Genomic DNA, 16,220 nt, shown 5'->3' on the forward strand with positions numbered 1-16,220 from the left:
GTTAAATGATGGCTACATTTATACAGTGTTTGGGATGAAAAGAGGAAAGTATTATAGAAAAAGGAAATCTGGTGCTTTATGATTTGCAAAAGCGCTTAGTATGACATAAGAATGGAATTTTTAGGGTGCCATTTAGGGCACTAAATCAGGTACCTTTTTACATTGGAATCGACGATACGATATTCCTACAGTTACTTGTTCTTTGATAAGAGCATAACATATCTATGCGCTCATAACTGATGATCATAGCCCTTGCACCAAAACGTTACTCGGTCGGAATGGATGGAGTAGGCAGAAACCGTATGATAAAAATGGAATTTATATATCCAACCGCGATGCCTGAGTGTCGTGGCTTTTGAGTTTCTTATTGAGTTTAGTATTTTTTTACTAGATTCATAAGTGACATAAAGGAAATTATGAAAAAAGGTTACTTCTCTCTAACTTTAGATACGAGAATAGTGTAATAGTGAAGATTTTGCTATTCATTTTTTGAATGTTACTTTAAAATTTAGATAAAAAGATAGTATTACTTTTGATTAATTTTAAATGTCGAAATTGAGGGTGAATGCTAGTGTCTAAATTTACACAACAGGACCAAAAGGATTTTTAAAAAAATCTGCTTTATAAAAAAGATAAGAAATTTGTTGAATTTATCGTGGATAGTTATGTACATACCAAGGAGTTTTCTAACGATACTGATAGTTTATCTAATAAGGATAAATTAATGGAGTTAGAAAAAAATGATTTAAAGTATGTGAAAGCAAGAATAGAAAGTTTATCTGAGTACCATGATCCACTTAAGATGGATTCAATGATTCTACCAGCTGTTACGGTTTTATTTTCTGTACTTGCAACTGGATTTTTCGTTAATGCAAAGATGATTAATGGATCCACTAATTCTATGCAGGTTAGTGGATTTACCGTAACAGGTTTCTGGATTTTTACAATCATAACTTTCATTCTTTTCGTATTGAGACCTGGGAAAAAGAAGCATAGTAAGATTATTTTTTTTAGTAAACTGGTTGACATATGTATTGAAGAGAAAGAACAGAAAAAAGAGCAAGAAGAAAAGAGAAGAGAGCAGAAAGAGAAAGAACAGGAAGAGCAGGAAAAGAGAAGGGAGCAGAAAGAAAAAGAAGAGAAAGAAAAGCAGCGAAAAGAGAGTGATGATAAGCTAGTACGTTTATACCTTGAAAAATTAGCTGTGCAAGAAGAAATGAAGGAAGTAAAAAGAAGCAGAAGAAAAAGATATAGAAAAAGATGATTCGGTAAAAAGCGCCTATTTAGGTGCTTTTTTTGTACAAAACAAACGGACTCAATAAACGAAAAAACAGCGATGTATGAGAGTTGTATTTCATTATATTGCATTTAATTTAAAATAAAATGTGAAACTTTTCAAAAGTAGCTATTTTTATTTTGTATAATAAATTTTAGGCGAATTGAAAGGGGATGTTGATGTGAAGGAAATAAAACGCGGTACTGAACCTTATTTTGAGACATTAGGCGGACGAAATGAAATCTATATAGTTGTTAGACATAAAGATGGAATTGAACACCCTTTTGGCGAAGGATTCAAAACGTTAAAGCAAGGATGTTCAACAATAAATACGCTCATGATAATCCAGAATGGCTAAGTGAAAATGGAGATATAAGCGAACTTAATGTGAAAGAGAAAACGCTCAGAATTGTTGGCACGGAAATACAACCGAAACAGCTTATAGTAAATATACCGATTTTAAAGATTGGAACAAATAAAAGTGGCGAATCCGTTTCTTTTTATTTTACATAGAAAAAAGGAAACCATAAAGGATTCCTTGTACATTACGCTATCTTATAAATTTTATTTTTAATCCTATTTTTAGTATCCATAAATGCGGCGTATGTAGCTATAGCACCACCTAAATAATAGACTTGGAATTTGTGGTCAAAAGCTAATCCTGTAATGAAATTGTAGCTGTATATAAAACAAGTTATACCGAACAACCATAACATGAACTTTAAATCTTTTAAGCTCAATCTATAATTCTTAATTCTTTTCCACATATGTATCAACTCCTATTGTCATGAGGTTCTGTAGTTTTTCTTTTTAAAATCGCGCATGTTGAGGATAAAGAATAAAAGGAAGATAACAGCTGCGATGCCATTAATCCAGTAGTATGTGCGCCCTGTTGTGAATCCGTTATAGAAGGAATAGACATTCCAAATTATAAGAAGTACTGAACAGACAGTAGAGATCATTAATGAGCTAAAACTTCTCATGATTTTCACCTCGATTCAAAATGTTAAAACTTATTTATAATTTTACATTCAAATAATTAGATTTACAAGGATAGGATGTAATAAAATGATTTAAAGAAATTACCGTAAAATTATTTAGAAGAACTTGGTAAGGGGGAAGGTTTATGGTCAGCTTTAGTACTTTGTTAGCTTTTGCAATTGTTTCACTTAGCATGGTTTGTTCACCTGGGCCGAATATGATTTATCTCATTTCCCGTTCCATTACGCAGGGACGTATGGCAGGATTTATTTCTCTCTTGGGCATTATGCTCGGATTTGTCATTTATATAATCGCAACAATGTTCGGACTTACAGTTCTATTCCTTGCAGTACCCGCTATCTACGAAGCAGTCAAGTGGACAGGTGCTGCTTACTTACTCTGGCTTGCCTGGAATTCGATAAAACCGGGTGCTACATCTATTATGGAACCTCGTACGATTCCTAATGAGCCACCACGGAAATTATTTTTGATGGGACTTATGACTAATCTTCTAAATCCAAAGATTGCTATTTTGTATGTGTCACTTTTACCTCAATTTGAAGATCCTGAGAAAGGATCGTTACTTTTACAAGGTGCAGTTTTAGGCCTTACGCAAATCACTGTTAGTTTTATAGTTAACCTTTTAATCGTATTTACAGCAAGTAAAATTGCAAAATGGTTTGGCACACGCCCGACGTGGCTACGAGTACAGCGTTGGCTTATGGCAAGTGTCTTAACGGGTCTTGCAGTACGTCTTGCTTTTGAACGTCGACAGTAATAATATCAAAAAAATTTGAAAATCTTTTTATGTTACGGCAGGAATGCCGTCTTTTTTTTGTTTTATGGGAATTTTATTTTGTATTGCTTGATAGCACTGTAAAACCTAAAGCAATATGATCATATTGTTTTAAGTACTTTTTTTATAATACGATCATATTATAAAAAGGGAGGAGGATATGAATGCCTAAAATAGTTGATCAAATACAAAGGAAGAATCAAATAGCCACTGCTACTTGGCGTGTAATATTAGAAAAAGGTATTGATAAAGCTTCTATACAGCAAATCGCTGATGAAGCAAATATTTCGGTCGGGCTTGTTCAGCATCATTTTTCGTCTAAAAATGAATTAATTCATTATGCGATGAATTTAGTGTTGAATCGAATGAAAGAGCGGGCAAATACTCGTACAAATGAATTTAAAGGAACGAAAGAAGAAGCACTTAGAAGATTAATGAAGTTTATTATTCCTATTAATAAAGAAGAAATGTTGGAAGGAAAGGTTTGGATTACATTTCTCGGTATATCCTTTAGCTCCCCAGAGCTTATTGAACTTCGGAAGAAAATGGATGACCATACGAGGTATCTTATCGGAATGATCCTAGATTTAATGAAGAAGCTAGGCTATGTCAAACCAGGGTATAATAGAGAGTTTGAATTGGAGATACTGTACGGATTTATCGATGGACTAGTAATTCATGTCCTTCAAACACCAGAATCATATCCAGAAGAGAAAGTAGATCAACTAATTGAGTATTATTTAAAAGAAAAAAAGAGGGATTGATCGCATGAATAAAGTTTTCATTATTATTCTTGTAGTCGTTATCGTATTGATCATTAGGCAGCTTATCCCTAAAAAAGTAGATAGTTTTGATCTTCTTGGTATACCCATCATGGCTATAATTAGAACTTATATCGGTCTTCCAAGTAGTTTGGACTTTATTATTACAATTGAATTAATTAGCTTGCTTATAGTAGGAGCGATAGTTGGTTATTGGCAAGCTAAGAGAGTGAAAGTTTTTCATCATAACAATCAATTATGTAGTGTTGGAGGCTATTCGTATATTATCGGATGGATTATTCTGCTTTTGGGAAGGATTGTTATTTTATTGTTGTTCAACCTTAATGCTCTCATATCAACAGTTCATGCGGGACATGAACAATTTACGAGTGAAGTAATTAGAGTTCTTTCGCATGCTGGAGATTGGTTAATATGGTCTACTATTCTTGCATCTTCCATCATGTATACTGTTACTTTATATAAGGATCACCCGGATATCAAAAAATTTATACGTGCTCGTTTTAAAGAAATACAACAACGGATAAAAGATTAATTTAACTAATACAAATTGTGAAAGCATGTATTTGTTGCTTTGTGTCTGCCAAATATACCAATCAACTTAATAAATATATATTTTATAAAAAATATTTTTTGACCCCCATAAAACTATGTATTCCTCCGAATATATATAGTGAAGAAAAATGGTCATGAAACAATATTGAAGCATTAATAAAATTGCTAGATAAATTTAGGGATCTGAAATAAAAGGTTGAAATTACCAATGATATAGAGAAGAGTTATTCAAAGATTGCAGATAGAATAGAAAAAGAGCAAGCAAAATAAGCAGAAGAAAATAAGAACGTACATTAAAATACAAACTTAACTTTAGTGCCGAGAGAAAAGGAAGATCATTAAGAAAACGGTGAAAAAAGTTAGTCTCGAAAAATATAACTAACAGCAAGAAGACAAGACCAAAGAAAAGTACTAACAAAATGTGGTTAAATGGTCACTTGTTTAGTGACCATTTTTCTATTTAAAGCAGAAGGAGGCTGAGAGATTACCAGTGTTAAGTTTAGTAATGAAGATCTTAAGAAAACCGAAAATAGAAGATATCGTATGTAACATACAAAACAACGGAGAAGATAAGGAAGCCTTTATCGTTCAGTATCAGCCGTTTATTAGAAAATCAATCTCATCTGTCTGCCGTCGATATATTACAGAACAGGATGATGAATATAGTATTGGACTGTTTGCGTTTAACGAAGCAATTGAACAGTATTCATATAAAAAAGGAAAATCTTTTCTAGCGTTTGCTGATCTTCTTATAAAAAGAGATGTAATTGACTATATACGCAAGGAATCTAAGCATAACCGTGTCTTTTTAAAAGAAGATGAGCAAGAGGAAATGTTAGAAATGCAAGTATCGCTTACGGAGTATATGAAAGAGATGGACAATAGTAACCGTAAGGAGGAAATTCTTCATTTTCAAAGTGTGTTAGCTGAGTTTAAAATCACATTTTCAGAGCTTGCGAAAGAATCCCCGAAGCATCGTGATACGCGTGAGCACCTAATAGAAATTGTGAAGATTATTATAAAAGAAGAGGAAATGATGGAGGAGCTGTTCCGAAAGAAAAAGTTACCGCTTAAACATATTGAACCACGTGTTAGGGTAAGTCGTAAAACGTTGGAACGACATAGAAAATACATTATTGCAATGTGTATTATTTTTGCAAACAACTATACATATATTCTTGATTATATAAGAGGGGAAAAGCATGATGAATAAAGGAATTGTGATGGATATAAAAAAACATAGCGTAGTTGTTTTAACTCCAAATGGGGAGTTTATTACGTGTGAAAGAAAAGAGAACTCTTGCATGATTGGAGAGGAAATCTCGTTTGAAGAACAAGAACAAAGAGTATCGTATTTTTCGATCCCTTCTTTCTTAAAGCCAGCTTCATTACTTGTTGCTTGTTTTCTATGTGCGTTGTTATTTTTCTACAATCAACCAGAAGAAAAAGTGTTTGCTTATGTCTCAGTTGATATAAATCCAAGCTTAGAGGTGAGCGTAACAAAGGATCTTCGAGTTATAGATTTGCGAGCTTGTAATGATGATGGAAGGCGTATTTTAAAAGAATTGAAGCAATGGAAAGATAAACAATTGCAAGGTGTAATACGTACTATAATAAAGCAAAGTGAAGATGATAAGTACTTAACGAGTGATAAGCAAGTTATGCTAACGGCTGTTGCAAAGGACAATTCGCTAGAACCACAGTTGGAAGAGGCTATGCAGGAATTAAAGAAAGAGTATGAGATAAAACATATTACAGTCGAATATCAAAGCAGTACGATGGAAATACGGGAGAATGCTAAGAAAGCAGGAATTGGAACAGGCGTTTACATAAAACAAGAGAATGAGAAGAAAAAATTGCTTACTCCACCTGTACCGCCTTCTAATCAAGAACAACAAAAGTCATCTTCTGATGCATCAGAAGATGTGACTCCTGTAAAAGAAGAAAGGTACGAGAAGAAAGAGTATATAGAACAAAAGCAATCTAAGGAACAACAACCGAAGCGAATAAAAGAAAATAATAGAAATCAGCAAGAGAACAACGATAGAGGCTCGCAAGAGAATAATGGGCACCAGCAAGAAAATAACGGAAGAGGCTCGCAAGGGAATAATGGAAATCAGCAAGAGAACAACGGAAGAGGGTCCCAAGGAAATAATGGGCATCAGCAAGAAAATAACGGAAGAGGCTCGCAAGGGAATAATGGGCATCAGCAAGAGAACAACGGAAGAGGGTCCCAAGGAAATAATGGGCATCAACAAGAGAACAATGGTAGAGGATCGCAAGGGAATAATGGAAATCAGCAAGAGAATAACGGAAGAGGGTCTCAAGGGAATAATGGAGATCAGCAAGAGAATAACGGAAGAGGGTCCCAAGGAAATAATGGGCACCAGCAAGAGAATAACGGAAGAGGGTCTCAAGGGAATAATGGACACCAGCAAGAGAATAACGGAAGAGGGTCTCAAGGGAATAATGGACACCAGCAAGAGAATAGCGGAAGAGGGTCTCAAGGAAATAATGGGCATCAACAAGAGAACAATGGTAGAGGGTCTCAGTAAGGAAAGTTCCTATCACATAATATAGAGTGAAAGAAAAATCTATAGAATTGGGAGAATTCCCTCTATCTGAAGAGGTTTTTTAATATTTTTTAAAAATGACGGACATAAAATGGGATATCTTTTCGAATTATATATATGGATATCATTAATAGTTATATAAAAGGGGAGAAAAAATATGAAAGAAATGTATGAAGAAATCACTGAAGTATTAAAGGTGTTAGCACATCCTGTTCGTTTATCATTAGTAAAAATAATGCTTGCAAAAGGTCCTATTAATGTAACGACAATGTATGAAATGTTACAAATGCCTCAAAGTACAATTAGTCAACATTTATCTAAACTAAAAGCTACTAAAGTCGTTACAGGCACTCGGAAAGGGTTAGAAATTTATTATGAAGTAACGGATAATCGTACAAAATCGATATTATTAAGCTTGGCTTAATGGGTGATTGTTTAGACTTCAAAATAAAGTAAGAAATTCAGCGATTGAAATTTTCTTATTAACATTAGTCGTATGCGTTGTTGCTTTTAATTTGTTTAATATATTTCTTTATTTGGGTCTTGCCGTATCACTATCAAGCTAAAGTTTAAACGGACTATAAAAATGACAGTTTTCTTATTAAGGTCTTTTTGTTAGCTTGATAGTGATGTGCCGTTCCCACTAGTATGTAAAGAAATGGGTAGGCTTTTTTAGTCATGTAATCTTTTGATTTGATGATCTTTTCCCCATTCACATAGTTCATCCATAATTTGCATTAAAGATTTCCCGTATTCGCTTATTGTGTATTCAACCTTTGGTGGTACTTCTTGATATACAGTACGATGGATAATCCCGTCAGCTTCAAGTTGCCGAAGTTGTTGTGTCAGAACTTTTTGCGTAATGTTTGGGATTTCTCGCCGGATTTCATTTGTCCGCATTTTTCCATCCATCAAAACACATAAAATATGAACTTTCCATTTTCCACCGATAACATCGAGTGTCGTTGCAATTGGGCAGTCATCATTTTGATTCATATTACACCTCCAAAGGTACTTTAAGGTTCCTATAGCACTTTAAAGTACGTACTTTTCAATTATATGTGACTCACTCATACTAATACGTAAAGGATTGAATAATTTAAAAAGGGGATGGGAAATGATGAGAACACTTGTAATTGTAGCACACCCTCATATTGAAAAATCAAAAATTAATAAAAGATGGATTGAAGAACTTGAAAAACATTCGGATGAAATAACGGTGCATGAATTATATAAAGTGGCACCGAATTGGGAGTTTAATATTGAGGAAGAGCAAAAACTATTAGTAGAACATGACCGATATATATTTCAATTCCCGCTTTATTGGTACAGCACACCACCATTATTGAAAAAATGGTTTGACGATGTATTAACATATGGATTTGCGTACGGATCAAAAGGAGATAAAGTGAAAGGGAAAGAATTTGGTCTAGCTATTTCTATAGGTGGATTAGAAAAAGACTATAACAACAGCGGAATTACGATGGATGAGTTAACGAAACCATTTCAAGCTACGTGCTTATATACAGACATGAAATTTATACCTTCATTTTATTTATATGGTGCCGAATATAAATTAAGTGATGAAGAGATTGATAAAAGTGCACCTGAGTATGTGCGATATGTGATGAATAAGCAGTATTCTAATATATAAGGAGAAACAGTCATTTACTTGTGAAGTAAATGGCTGTTTTTTTATTCGTTTTATATTCACTAAGTGTAATCTTTAGTAAATTAATAATTAATCTGGTAAAATAAAAAACCTAACATATATAAAGGGGAGTTTTACTTGAGAACGATGCAAAATTTATTACAAAAAAGAGCAATGCAATCACCAAATTTGGAAGCGCTTGTAGGGGGAGAGAAAAGGTATTCGTTTCAGCAGTATAATGAACGAGTAAATCAGCTTGCACACTATTTGCTACATAACGGTGTACAAAGAGGGGATCGTATTGGAATACTATGCAAAAATAATCATCCGTTTCCAACCGTTATGATGGCAAGTTTAAAAATTGGAGCTGTATGTATTCCGCTAAATCATCAGCTTACTGCTTTTGAATTAGAAACGATTGTAAAAGAAGCAAAATTAAAAGTGTTAGTTATTGATGAAGAATTTAAAGAAGTTTTATTAAAGATTGATGCTGTTAAAGAAATCTCTTATGTAATTAAAACGACAGAAGAAGGTTTTGGTTCATTTGAATTAACATTACAAGAACAGCCAATGACAGAACCGAACGTAGAAGTTCATGAAGAGGATGATGCGATTTACTTATTTACTTCAGGAACGACTGGACAGGCGAAAGCATGTGTTATTGGACATAAAAACTTACATCATTATTTTGCTGAGATTGCAGGACAAAGAGAAATTCCAGCAGGTGAACGCTTTTTATCCGTGCATCCATTGTTTCATATGAGTGGCGTGCTTTCTATTTTAAATTGTATTTATCATGGTGTTACGATGATATTCTTAGCTGACTTAAACCCTACTCTAATTTGGGATAAGATTGAAGAAGAGAAAATTACGACGATGCTGGCGTTCCCAGCCGTTTATAGCTACATGCTTGATGAGCTAAATAAAAAAGAACGTAACATTTCGACTTTTAAAGTAGCGCAAAGTGGTGGTACAAAAGTGCCAGAAACACTCATTCAAAAATATATGGAAAAAGGAATATATATGGTGCAAGGCTATGGTAGTACAGAAGGTTGGGTTGTAACTTCTTGGCATCCAATGATGGGGAAAGAAAAGATGTCTTCTGTAGGAAAAACGCTTAAACATGTAGAGCTGAAAATTGTTCATCCAGAAACAGGTGATGAACTAACAACAAATGAAGTTGGCGAAATTCATGTAAGAAGTCCATACATGTTTAAAGGATATTGGAATAATGAAAAGGCGACAAAGAAGGTAGTAAAAGATAATTGGTTTAACATGGGCGATGCTGGCATGATAGATGACGACGGATTCCTGCATATTATGGGAAGATATAAAGACGTTATCATACGTGGTGGTGACAACGTATATCCAGATCAAGTAGAAGATGTCATTCATGAAATACATGGTGTTTTAGAAGTTGCAGTAGTCGGGGTTCCAAATGACTTTTGGGGAGAGATTCCGACAGCGTACATTGTAAAAGACATGCAAACGTCTTTAACGGAAGAAGAAATTATGCAGCACTGTAAAGAAAAACTAGCAAGTTATAAAATACCCGAAGTTGTATTTATGGACAAATTACCGAAAAATGCTTTAGGAAAAGTGTTGAAGAGGGAATTAAGGGAAGATGTACTTGTAAAATAAAAAGTTATTAGATGATAAGGAATCCAGTTATGCAGTGAGCATGACTGGATTTTTGTTTGTAAGGAACATAATAATTTACTGGATTTTGTATTTTGTGTAAGATAATAAAGAATATTCGATTAATAATTCGAGGATGAGAGGCAAATGAAGCTACCATTATTAGAAGTAGAAACAGAGAGACTTATGATCCGTCCGTTCCAAAAAGATGATTATGAAAGTTGGTTAGATGGATTTAATAAGAGGCTGCCATCTCAATATAAATACGATGATGGTTATCATGACATGTCGTCTTCAACAAAAGAATGGTTCACGGAATGGATAAGAGGTTTTGATGAAGCAGCACATCGAGATGAGATGTATGTATTAGGTATTTTTCGTAAAGAAGACGGAGCTAATATTGGAAAGCTAGAGCTAATAAAAATTTTACGTATAGATTATCAATGGGCGATGATGGGGTATTCCATACATAATCAATACTGGAAAAATGGATATGGTGTTGAAAGTGTGAAAAACGCGTTATCGTTATTTTTTAATAGTCTTCATTTTCATAGAATTGAATTACATATACGTGTTGATAATGAGCCATCCGTTCGTCTTGCGGAAAGAGCAGGTTTTTCTTTTGAATGCAAGAGAGAGGCGTTTTCATTAGAGAATGGTAAGTGGATGGATTTTCTTATTTATTTTAAAAATAAGGAGATGGATATATGAGAGTGTTTATTACAGGTGGAAATCGTGGATTAGGGTTACAGTTAGTAAAAGTATTTCATGAGAATAGGCATACTGTTTATCCGTTAGTTAGAACTGAGGTTGCGGTAACACAATTGAAGCAAATGTTTAGTTGTAGATGTTTTCCTATATTGGCAGACTTATCGAGTGACGAGAGTACGGAACAAATTAAGAAACAACTAGATCAACATACAGAGTATATGGATCTAGTTATAAATAACGCAGGAATTACTGGAAAGGAGACGGAGGTTTTACATACAAATTCAGAAGAGTTAACGGACTTATTTAATATTCATTGCTTAGGTGTAATTCGAGCTGTAAAAGGTACATATGTAGCGTTAGCGAAATCGGATCATCCGAGAGTAATAAATGTATCTTCTCGATTAGGATCATTACATAAAATGGCGAACAAAGAGTTTCCGCAAGGTCAGTTCTCATATTCATATCGAATTGCTAAAGCTGCACAAAATATGTTAACGCTCTGCTTACAACAAGAGTTTGAGGATAAAGGAATTCGTGTAACTGCCATTCACCCTGGGAAATTAAAGACTGACATTGGTGCTTTTGATGCGAATATGACTCCGGCTGAAGGAGCAAAAAATATATATGATTGGGTAATGGATTCAAATGAGGGTGCTTCAGGGAAGTTTATTGAGCCGGGTGTGGGGGAAATAAAGTGGTGAAGTACGATCTTACAGTAGTTCAAAATTTATTTGGTCCTTCGAAAAAAATATTAAATGGTTTACCAAATGCAGTAACGATTGAAGAGATAGAAGATGTTTTTTATAACGTACAAACATATAAAGAAAAGATAAGTAGATTTGAAGAGGTTTGTTTTAATTGGGAGCTAAAAAGAGCGAGTATTGTATTAAACAAGAGGTTTAGTAGTTATAACTCAAGTGCAAAAGTGTTACTTGATGCCGGTTTTTCTTTGTATGCCGCAAAGATAGAAGTATGTAGAGAATTGAACAATATAGAAGAGCTTGAAAGACAATATACATATCGATCAATAGCAGAAGGAACGTTATCGGAAAAAGAATTTAAATATATTTGGGAACGATGTATGTCGGGTTCAGGGAATCAAACTTCAATTTTAACTATCGATGAGCATTTTTATTCAGTGCAAACAGAGTTAGGTAAGGGCTGGGAAAAGTCATGTATTGTTTTTTATGATAAAAATGAGCCGATTGGTATGTCCATACCGCATATAGAAACTGGAACAGAAGGGGAAGGACGGTTATTTTATTTTGGGGTAATGCCTTATTGTCGCGGGAAAGGAATTGCTTCCCAGCTGCATCTTCAATCTTTGCATATGTTAAAGGAAATGGGGGCCACTTATTACATCGGAGGCACACATACTTCAAATGAAAAGATGCAGAGGATATTTTGGAGAAATAATTGTTCGTTGAAAACGGAGATAGAGCTTTATTATAAAATTTTTAAAGAAGGTTAGAGGAAAAGAGAATGAAGACTATAAACGTATTTCATTACGATGCATTTACAAATAAACCAAGTATGGGGAATCCAGCAGGTATTGTATTAAATGCAGATGGATTAACGGAAGAAGAAATGCAACGTATTGCTGAAAAAGTTGGATTCAACGAAACTTCTCTCGTTCTTTCTTCAGAAATAGCAGACATAAGAATGCGTTTTTTTACACCTGGTTTTGAAATGGATTTATGTGGTCATGGGACAGTTGCAACAATATTTGCCTTGCGTGAAAGAGGGTTATTAGAAGAGAAAAATAATCTTACGATTGAAACGAAGGCCGGGATTTTACCGATAAAAATAGATGTAAAAGAAAATGGAGAAACCTCTATTAAAATGAGGCAGGCAGCACCTCAGTTTAAAAAATTTACCGGTTCAACAGAAGACTTAGCTCATAGTATCGGTTTAGAAGTAAATGATTTAGATGTAAGTTTACCAATTGTATATGGAAGTACGGGGAACTGGACGTTAATTGTACCGATTAAAAATCTTAATGCATGTGAGAGAATGAAACCTAATAATAGTGCATTTCCCTCAGTATTAAAAGAAATACCTAATGCTTCTATTCACCCAGTTTGTCTAGAAACTTATGACGAAAAGGTACATATGCATGGACGTCATTTCTCATCGGCTTATGCGGGAACAATTGAAGATCCAGTGACAGGAACGGCTTCAGGTGTAATGGGAGCGTACTATGCGACGTATTTGGAGAAAGTTTTCGACCAGAAAATAGAGCTAATTGTTGAACAAGGACAGGAAATGAATAAAGATGGCCGTGTAACGGTATATGTAACGAAAAATGTGGAAAATGAGAAGTTACAAATAGATATTGCTGGAACAGCGGTATATGTGAAAGAGTTTGAGGTTTTAATATAAAAAAGAAAGCCCGGCATACATCCGGACTTTCATTATCTGTTCAATACTTCAATATATGAAGCATCTCCAGTTGTTCTTAAAGCGGAGCGGAAATTATTATTTTCTAACGTTTCAGCAACTTGTTTTAATTGCTGGGCATCATCATGATGAATAATTAAACTGTCTGCACCACTTTCTTCTATATGAATATGTTCGACATTTCCGATTGCATCATGTACAGCTTTTAAAAATTCAGGTTTCATATTGTCCTCCTATATGTATGTAACGTTGTTGTTAGTGTTTCCTTATTTTTGAAATATAAAAGTAAATGAATTTTTGTTATATTATGATTTTGGAAGGTGTTTCCTATTCGTTTGTCAAATAATAGTAAAGTTGTCTTTTGAATTAAGGGAATCTTCGGAAATAAAGGGTGAGGGAATGGACATTTCAATAATCGCTGCACAACTAGTTAAGGAGAAAGTGATTTCACATTATCCAAATAGCGTAAAAGCGTTGAACGGAGGAACGACAAGTACTGTATATTTGTTGGACGAAAAATATGCTGTAAAGCTGAATGAAGCGGAAGTAATACGTGAAGAAGCTAATTTTCTTTCTTTTTATGAGGGAAATACTTTGTTTTCAAAGCTTTTGTATAAGGAACCTTTACATACGTATATTGTGTATTCTTTTCTTGAAGGTAGTACTTCGTGCGGACAAGGACATAAACGACGTACGCTTCATACACTTGTAAAAGAAGTTATCAATAAGTATAAAATTGTTCCAGAGGCAGGTGGCTGGGGATGGAAAGAAAGTCAGGTTCAATCTTGGCATGAATTTTTAACGACAAATGTGATGGAAGCTCATGAAAATGTAAGACGTTACATAAGTGAGGAAGAGTATAGAAGGGTTCTTAAGCTAGCAAATAGTCCAAGTAGGGGGACTGGAATAAATCAGCCATTTTTATTGCATGGTGATTTCGGATTTCATAATTTTATATTTCAAGAGAATAAACTGCACGGTGTAATTGATCCCTTACCGGTGCTAGGAGATCCTATATACGATTTAATTTATGCGTTCTGTTCAACCCCGGAAGACTTAACAAAAGAAACAATTGATTATGCGATGGAACAATGTGTAGTTCATAAAAAAGACCATGATTTATATGAAGAAATAGTCATAGGCTTATATTTACGTATAGATGCATGTGTAAGACACCACCCGAAAGATTTAGAACATTATTTAGTAGCTTGGCGTTATTGGATGGACAAAATTGAGCCGGCTTTATAGTACAGATAGTTTGGGGGAGATAGTGAAATGAACATTTCAGAAGCAAAAAGAGATTTAGCACAAAAAACGAAGAGGGGATTTCCTGTTATAATAGCTGGTATTTTATTTTGGATTGTAGCGAGTATAGCGGGTGTTCTTCTTTCAGAAAAGCAAGTTGTGTGGGTATATTTAATCGGTATGGGATGTGTGTTTCCTTTCGGCTTAATGGTAGCTGCCATATTGAAAATTGATATGTTTGCGAAAGGAAATCCGCTAGGGACTTTAGCTGGAATAATTGGTGGGATAAATGTATTAAATATTCCGTTTGTATTACTTGCATATTTTCAATTTCCAGAGTGGTTACCTTTTGTAGTAGCGATGTTAATAGGTGTTCATTTTGTACCGTACGTATGGATTTATGAGAGTAAAAGTTATGGTGTATTGTCAGTAGGGACTGTATTCGTAACGTCAGTTTGCGGGTTTCTTTTTGCAGACAATGGATTTACTGTAATTCCATTGTCAGTTACAGCTGTCTACTTACTGACTCTAATAGGTTTAGTAATTGAAAATAAAAAATTAGATCACTATCAACAAAAATCAGCTTAATAAAAATATAGGGATGGGGGAATTATTATGAAAAATTTCGTTTGTACAACGTGCGGCGTACAGTATGCAGCGAGTGTAGAGGAACCGGTGAGTTGTCATATTTGTGATGAAGAAAGGCAATATGTTAATCCGAAAGGGCAGTCTTGGACGACTTTAGAAAACTTGCAAACAGATGATACATACAAAAATGAAATAATCAAAGAGGAAAATAGACTTTATAGTATTACGACAAAACCAGGGTTTGCGATCGGTCAAACGGCATTTGTAGTGAAAACAGAATCATATCGATTACTATGGGACTGCATTACTTATTTAGATGAAATGACAATTGCGAAAATAAAAGAGCTTGGCGGATTAGATGCAATTGCATTGTCTCATCCTCATTATTATTCAACGCAAGTAGAATGGGCAGAGACATTTGATGTACCAATTTATATACACGAAGATGATAAAGAGTGGGTAATGCGCCCGAGTAGTCGTATTATTTATTGGTCTGGTGAGTCTTTACAATTAGCTGATGGATTGGTCATTTATCGTTTAGGAGGCCATTTTAAAGGAGGATCTGTCTTACATTGGGAAGAAGGTAATGATGGAAAAGGAATTTTGTTAACAGGTGATATTATTCAAGTTGTAGCGGATGAGCGATGGGTAAGCTTTATGTACAGCTATCCAAACTTAATTCCATTACCGGCGAGAAAAGTGGAAGAAATGGTGAATCGAGTGAAGCCGTTACAGTTTAATCGTTTATATAACGCTTTTCATCGCGTAGTAAAAGAGAATGCAAATGAGGCAGTGGAACGTTCTGCTGAAAGATATATTAAGGCGGTAGAAGGTAAGTTATTTCATACGTAAAAAGTAATTTGATAAACAGCAAAGCACTGGATGCTTTGCTGTTTTTATAGTATTGAAATGTCGTTATTCGTCGGTAAGTGGATATAATGAAAAAATCCTTGATATATTTCAAGTTGTGATCGATATATTTGAAAAATCGTCGATATAATTTCATGCCCCCCAAAAAGAGCAGATA

At 34.4% G+C, this 16,220-nt stretch carries 21 protein-coding genes; 17 read left to right on the forward strand and 4 right to left on the reverse strand.

Translation table 11 applies throughout. The features are described 5' to 3' along the window. The first annotated feature begins 616 nt into the window (after positions 1-616). Together KVT31_RS16425 and KVT31_RS30300 are read left to right on the forward strand one after the other, a co-directional pair. On the forward strand, positions 617-1,264 hold the full coding sequence (locus KVT31_RS16425; RefSeq protein WP_308162481.1) for a hypothetical protein: 648 nt from the start codon (positions 617-619) through the stop codon (positions 1,262-1,264). 327 nt (positions 1,265-1,591) lie between these two features. Further along, a complete protein-coding gene (locus KVT31_RS30300; protein ID WP_226545129.1) occupies positions 1,592-1,789 on the forward strand; it encodes a hypothetical protein in 198 nt (65 codons plus the stop codon). Positions 1,790-1,821: 32 nt separating this feature from the next. Here the strand turns inward: KVT31_RS30300 and KVT31_RS16435 are convergent, their stop codons facing one another. Together KVT31_RS16435 and KVT31_RS30305 are read right to left on the reverse strand one after the other, a co-directional pair. After that, the gene (locus tag KVT31_RS16435; RefSeq protein WP_088097140.1) at positions 1,822-2,043 is read right to left on the reverse strand and encodes a hypothetical protein; all 222 of its coding nucleotides are present in this window, start codon (positions 2,041-2,043) and stop codon (positions 1,822-1,824) included. Between the two features lie 18 nt (positions 2,044-2,061). After that, positions 2,062-2,259, reverse strand: a complete 198-nt coding sequence (locus KVT31_RS30305; RefSeq protein WP_082181434.1) for a hypothetical protein — start codon at positions 2,257-2,259, stop codon at positions 2,062-2,064. Between the two features lie 143 nt (positions 2,260-2,402). Between KVT31_RS30305 and KVT31_RS16440 the strand changes: the two genes are divergently transcribed. The 6 genes from KVT31_RS16440 to KVT31_RS16465 all read left to right on the forward strand — a co-directional run bounded on the left by KVT31_RS16440 (position 2,403) and on the right by KVT31_RS16465 (position 7,384). After that, on the forward strand, positions 2,403-3,035 hold the full coding sequence (locus KVT31_RS16440; protein WP_088097139.1) for a LysE family translocator: 633 nt from the start codon (positions 2,403-2,405) through the stop codon (positions 3,033-3,035). 182 nt (positions 3,036-3,217) lie between these two features. After that, positions 3,218-3,817, forward strand: a complete 600-nt coding sequence (locus tag KVT31_RS16445) for a TetR/AcrR family transcriptional regulator (RefSeq protein ID WP_088097138.1) — start codon at positions 3,218-3,220, stop codon at positions 3,815-3,817. 4 nt (positions 3,818-3,821) lie between these two features. Further along, positions 3,822-4,367, forward strand: coding sequence for a hypothetical protein (locus tag KVT31_RS16450; protein ID WP_088097137.1), 546 nt, complete (start codon positions 3,822-3,824; stop codon positions 4,365-4,367). 510 nt (positions 4,368-4,877) lie between these two features. After that, positions 4,878-5,600, forward strand: a complete 723-nt coding sequence (gene sigI / locus KVT31_RS16455; protein ID WP_088097136.1) for an RNA polymerase sigma factor SigI — start codon at positions 4,878-4,880, stop codon at positions 5,598-5,600. Continuing rightward, positions 5,593-6,942 carry an anti-sigma-I factor RsgI family protein gene (locus KVT31_RS16460; RefSeq protein ID WP_283162010.1) on the forward strand — a complete coding sequence of 450 codons (1,350 nt, stop codon included), beginning with the start codon at positions 5,593-5,595 and terminating at the stop codon, positions 6,940-6,942. The genes sigI and KVT31_RS16460 overlap by 8 nt, the downstream gene beginning before the upstream one ends. 175 nt (positions 6,943-7,117) lie before the next feature. Continuing rightward, positions 7,118-7,384: an ArsR/SmtB family transcription factor gene (locus tag KVT31_RS16465; RefSeq protein ID WP_088097134.1), complete on the forward strand. Its 267-nt coding sequence runs from the start codon at positions 7,118-7,120 to the stop codon at positions 7,382-7,384. 248 nt (positions 7,385-7,632) lie between these two features. On the opposite strand, the gene KVT31_RS16470 is transcribed toward KVT31_RS16465, so the two are convergent. Further along, positions 7,633-7,956: a winged helix-turn-helix transcriptional regulator gene (locus tag KVT31_RS16470; protein ID WP_088097133.1), complete on the reverse strand. Its 324-nt coding sequence runs from the start codon at positions 7,954-7,956 to the stop codon at positions 7,633-7,635. 124 nt (positions 7,957-8,080) lie between these two features. Here KVT31_RS16470 and KVT31_RS16475 point away from each other — a divergent pair, with 124 nt between their 5' ends. From KVT31_RS16475 to KVT31_RS16500, 6 genes are all read left to right on the forward strand, one after another. Continuing rightward, on the forward strand, positions 8,081-8,614 hold the full coding sequence (locus KVT31_RS16475) for an NAD(P)H-dependent oxidoreductase (protein ID WP_140392516.1): 534 nt from the start codon (positions 8,081-8,083) through the stop codon (positions 8,612-8,614). Positions 8,615-8,749: 135 nt separating this feature from the next. Continuing rightward, positions 8,750-10,252 carry a class I adenylate-forming enzyme family protein gene (locus KVT31_RS16480; RefSeq protein ID WP_098344209.1) on the forward strand — a complete coding sequence of 501 codons (1,503 nt, stop codon included), beginning with the start codon at positions 8,750-8,752 and terminating at the stop codon, positions 10,250-10,252. Between the two features lie 144 nt (positions 10,253-10,396). Then, positions 10,397-10,960, forward strand: a complete 564-nt coding sequence (locus KVT31_RS16485; RefSeq protein ID WP_088097131.1) for a GNAT family N-acetyltransferase — start codon at positions 10,397-10,399, stop codon at positions 10,958-10,960. Further along, on the forward strand, positions 10,957-11,661 hold the full coding sequence (locus KVT31_RS16490) for an SDR family NAD(P)-dependent oxidoreductase (RefSeq protein WP_088097130.1): 705 nt from the start codon (positions 10,957-10,959) through the stop codon (positions 11,659-11,661). The genes KVT31_RS16485 and KVT31_RS16490 overlap by 4 nt, the downstream gene beginning before the upstream one ends. After that, positions 11,658-12,431, forward strand: coding sequence for a GNAT family N-acetyltransferase (locus tag KVT31_RS16495; RefSeq protein WP_140392515.1), 774 nt, complete (start codon positions 11,658-11,660; stop codon positions 12,429-12,431). Before KVT31_RS16490 ends, KVT31_RS16495 begins: the two co-directional genes overlap by 4 nt. Positions 12,432-12,442: 11 nt before the next feature. Then, positions 12,443-13,342 (forward strand): PhzF family phenazine biosynthesis isomerase, encoded by a 900-nt coding sequence (locus tag KVT31_RS16500; protein WP_088097128.1) that lies wholly within the window; start codon positions 12,443-12,445, stop codon positions 13,340-13,342. Between the two features lie 32 nt (positions 13,343-13,374). Here KVT31_RS16500 and KVT31_RS16505 read toward each other — a convergent pair whose 3' ends face one another. Continuing rightward, positions 13,375-13,584 carry a hypothetical protein gene (locus KVT31_RS16505; RefSeq protein WP_088097127.1) on the reverse strand — a complete coding sequence of 70 codons (210 nt, stop codon included), beginning with the start codon at positions 13,582-13,584 and terminating at the stop codon, positions 13,375-13,377. A gap of 175 nt (positions 13,585-13,759) precedes the next feature. Here KVT31_RS16505 and KVT31_RS16510 point away from each other — a divergent pair, with 175 nt between their 5' ends. The 3 genes from KVT31_RS16510 to KVT31_RS16520 are packed head-to-tail and all read left to right on the forward strand — an operon-like array spanning position 13,760 to position 16,045. Beyond that, positions 13,760-14,608, forward strand: a complete 849-nt coding sequence (locus KVT31_RS16510; protein ID WP_088097126.1) for a phosphotransferase family protein — start codon at positions 13,760-13,762, stop codon at positions 14,606-14,608. Positions 14,609-14,635: 27 nt separating this feature from the next. Next, on the forward strand, positions 14,636-15,193 hold the full coding sequence (locus KVT31_RS16515; protein ID WP_088097125.1) for a DUF7010 family protein: 558 nt from the start codon (positions 14,636-14,638) through the stop codon (positions 15,191-15,193). A gap of 27 nt (positions 15,194-15,220) precedes the next feature. After that, positions 15,221-16,045, forward strand: coding sequence for an MBL fold metallo-hydrolase (locus KVT31_RS16520; RefSeq protein ID WP_088097124.1), 825 nt, complete (start codon positions 15,221-15,223; stop codon positions 16,043-16,045). Positions 16,046-16,220 lie beyond the last annotated feature (175 nt).

This window comes from Bacillus sp. GbtcB14, assembly GCF_019091205.1.
Lineage (GTDB): Bacteria > Bacillota > Bacilli > Bacillales > Bacillaceae_G > Bacillus_A > Bacillus_A cereus_AG.

Coding starts and splice junctions, on each gene's coding strand:
- KVT31_RS30300 (WP_226545129.1), top strand. CDS start 1,592: ATGTTCAACAATAAATACGCTCATGATAATCCAGAATGGCTAAGTGAA.
- KVT31_RS16435 (WP_088097140.1), bottom strand. CDS start 2,043: ATGTGGAAAAGAATTAAGAATTATAGATTGAGCTTAAAAGATTTAAAG.
- KVT31_RS30305 (WP_082181434.1), bottom strand. CDS start 2,259: ATGAGAAGTTTTAGCTCATTAATGATCTCTACTGTCTGTTCAGTACTT.
- KVT31_RS16440 (WP_088097139.1), top strand. CDS start 2,403: ATGGTCAGCTTTAGTACTTTGTTAGCTTTTGCAATTGTTTCACTTAGC.
- KVT31_RS16445 (WP_088097138.1), top strand. CDS start 3,218: ATGCCTAAAATAGTTGATCAAATACAAAGGAAGAATCAAATAGCCACT.
- KVT31_RS16450 (WP_088097137.1), top strand. CDS start 3,822: ATGAATAAAGTTTTCATTATTATTCTTGTAGTCGTTATCGTATTGATC.
- KVT31_RS16460 (WP_283162010.1), top strand. CDS start 5,593: ATGAATAAAGGAATTGTGATGGATATAAAAAAACATAGCGTAGTTGTT.
- KVT31_RS16465 (WP_088097134.1), top strand. CDS start 7,118: ATGAAAGAAATGTATGAAGAAATCACTGAAGTATTAAAGGTGTTAGCA.
- KVT31_RS16470 (WP_088097133.1), bottom strand. CDS start 7,956: ATGAATCAAAATGATGACTGCCCAATTGCAACGACACTCGATGTTATC.
- KVT31_RS16475 (WP_140392516.1), top strand. CDS start 8,081: ATGAGAACACTTGTAATTGTAGCACACCCTCATATTGAAAAATCAAAA.
- KVT31_RS16485 (WP_088097131.1), top strand. CDS start 10,397: ATGAAGCTACCATTATTAGAAGTAGAAACAGAGAGACTTATGATCCGT.
- KVT31_RS16490 (WP_088097130.1), top strand. CDS start 10,957: ATGAGAGTGTTTATTACAGGTGGAAATCGTGGATTAGGGTTACAGTTA.
- KVT31_RS16500 (WP_088097128.1), top strand. CDS start 12,443: ATGAAGACTATAAACGTATTTCATTACGATGCATTTACAAATAAACCA.
- KVT31_RS16505 (WP_088097127.1), bottom strand. CDS start 13,584: ATGAAACCTGAATTTTTAAAAGCTGTACATGATGCAATCGGAAATGTC.
- KVT31_RS16510 (WP_088097126.1), top strand. CDS start 13,760: ATGGACATTTCAATAATCGCTGCACAACTAGTTAAGGAGAAAGTGATT.
- KVT31_RS16515 (WP_088097125.1), top strand. CDS start 14,636: ATGAACATTTCAGAAGCAAAAAGAGATTTAGCACAAAAAACGAAGAGG.
- KVT31_RS16520 (WP_088097124.1), top strand. CDS start 15,221: ATGAAAAATTTCGTTTGTACAACGTGCGGCGTACAGTATGCAGCGAGT.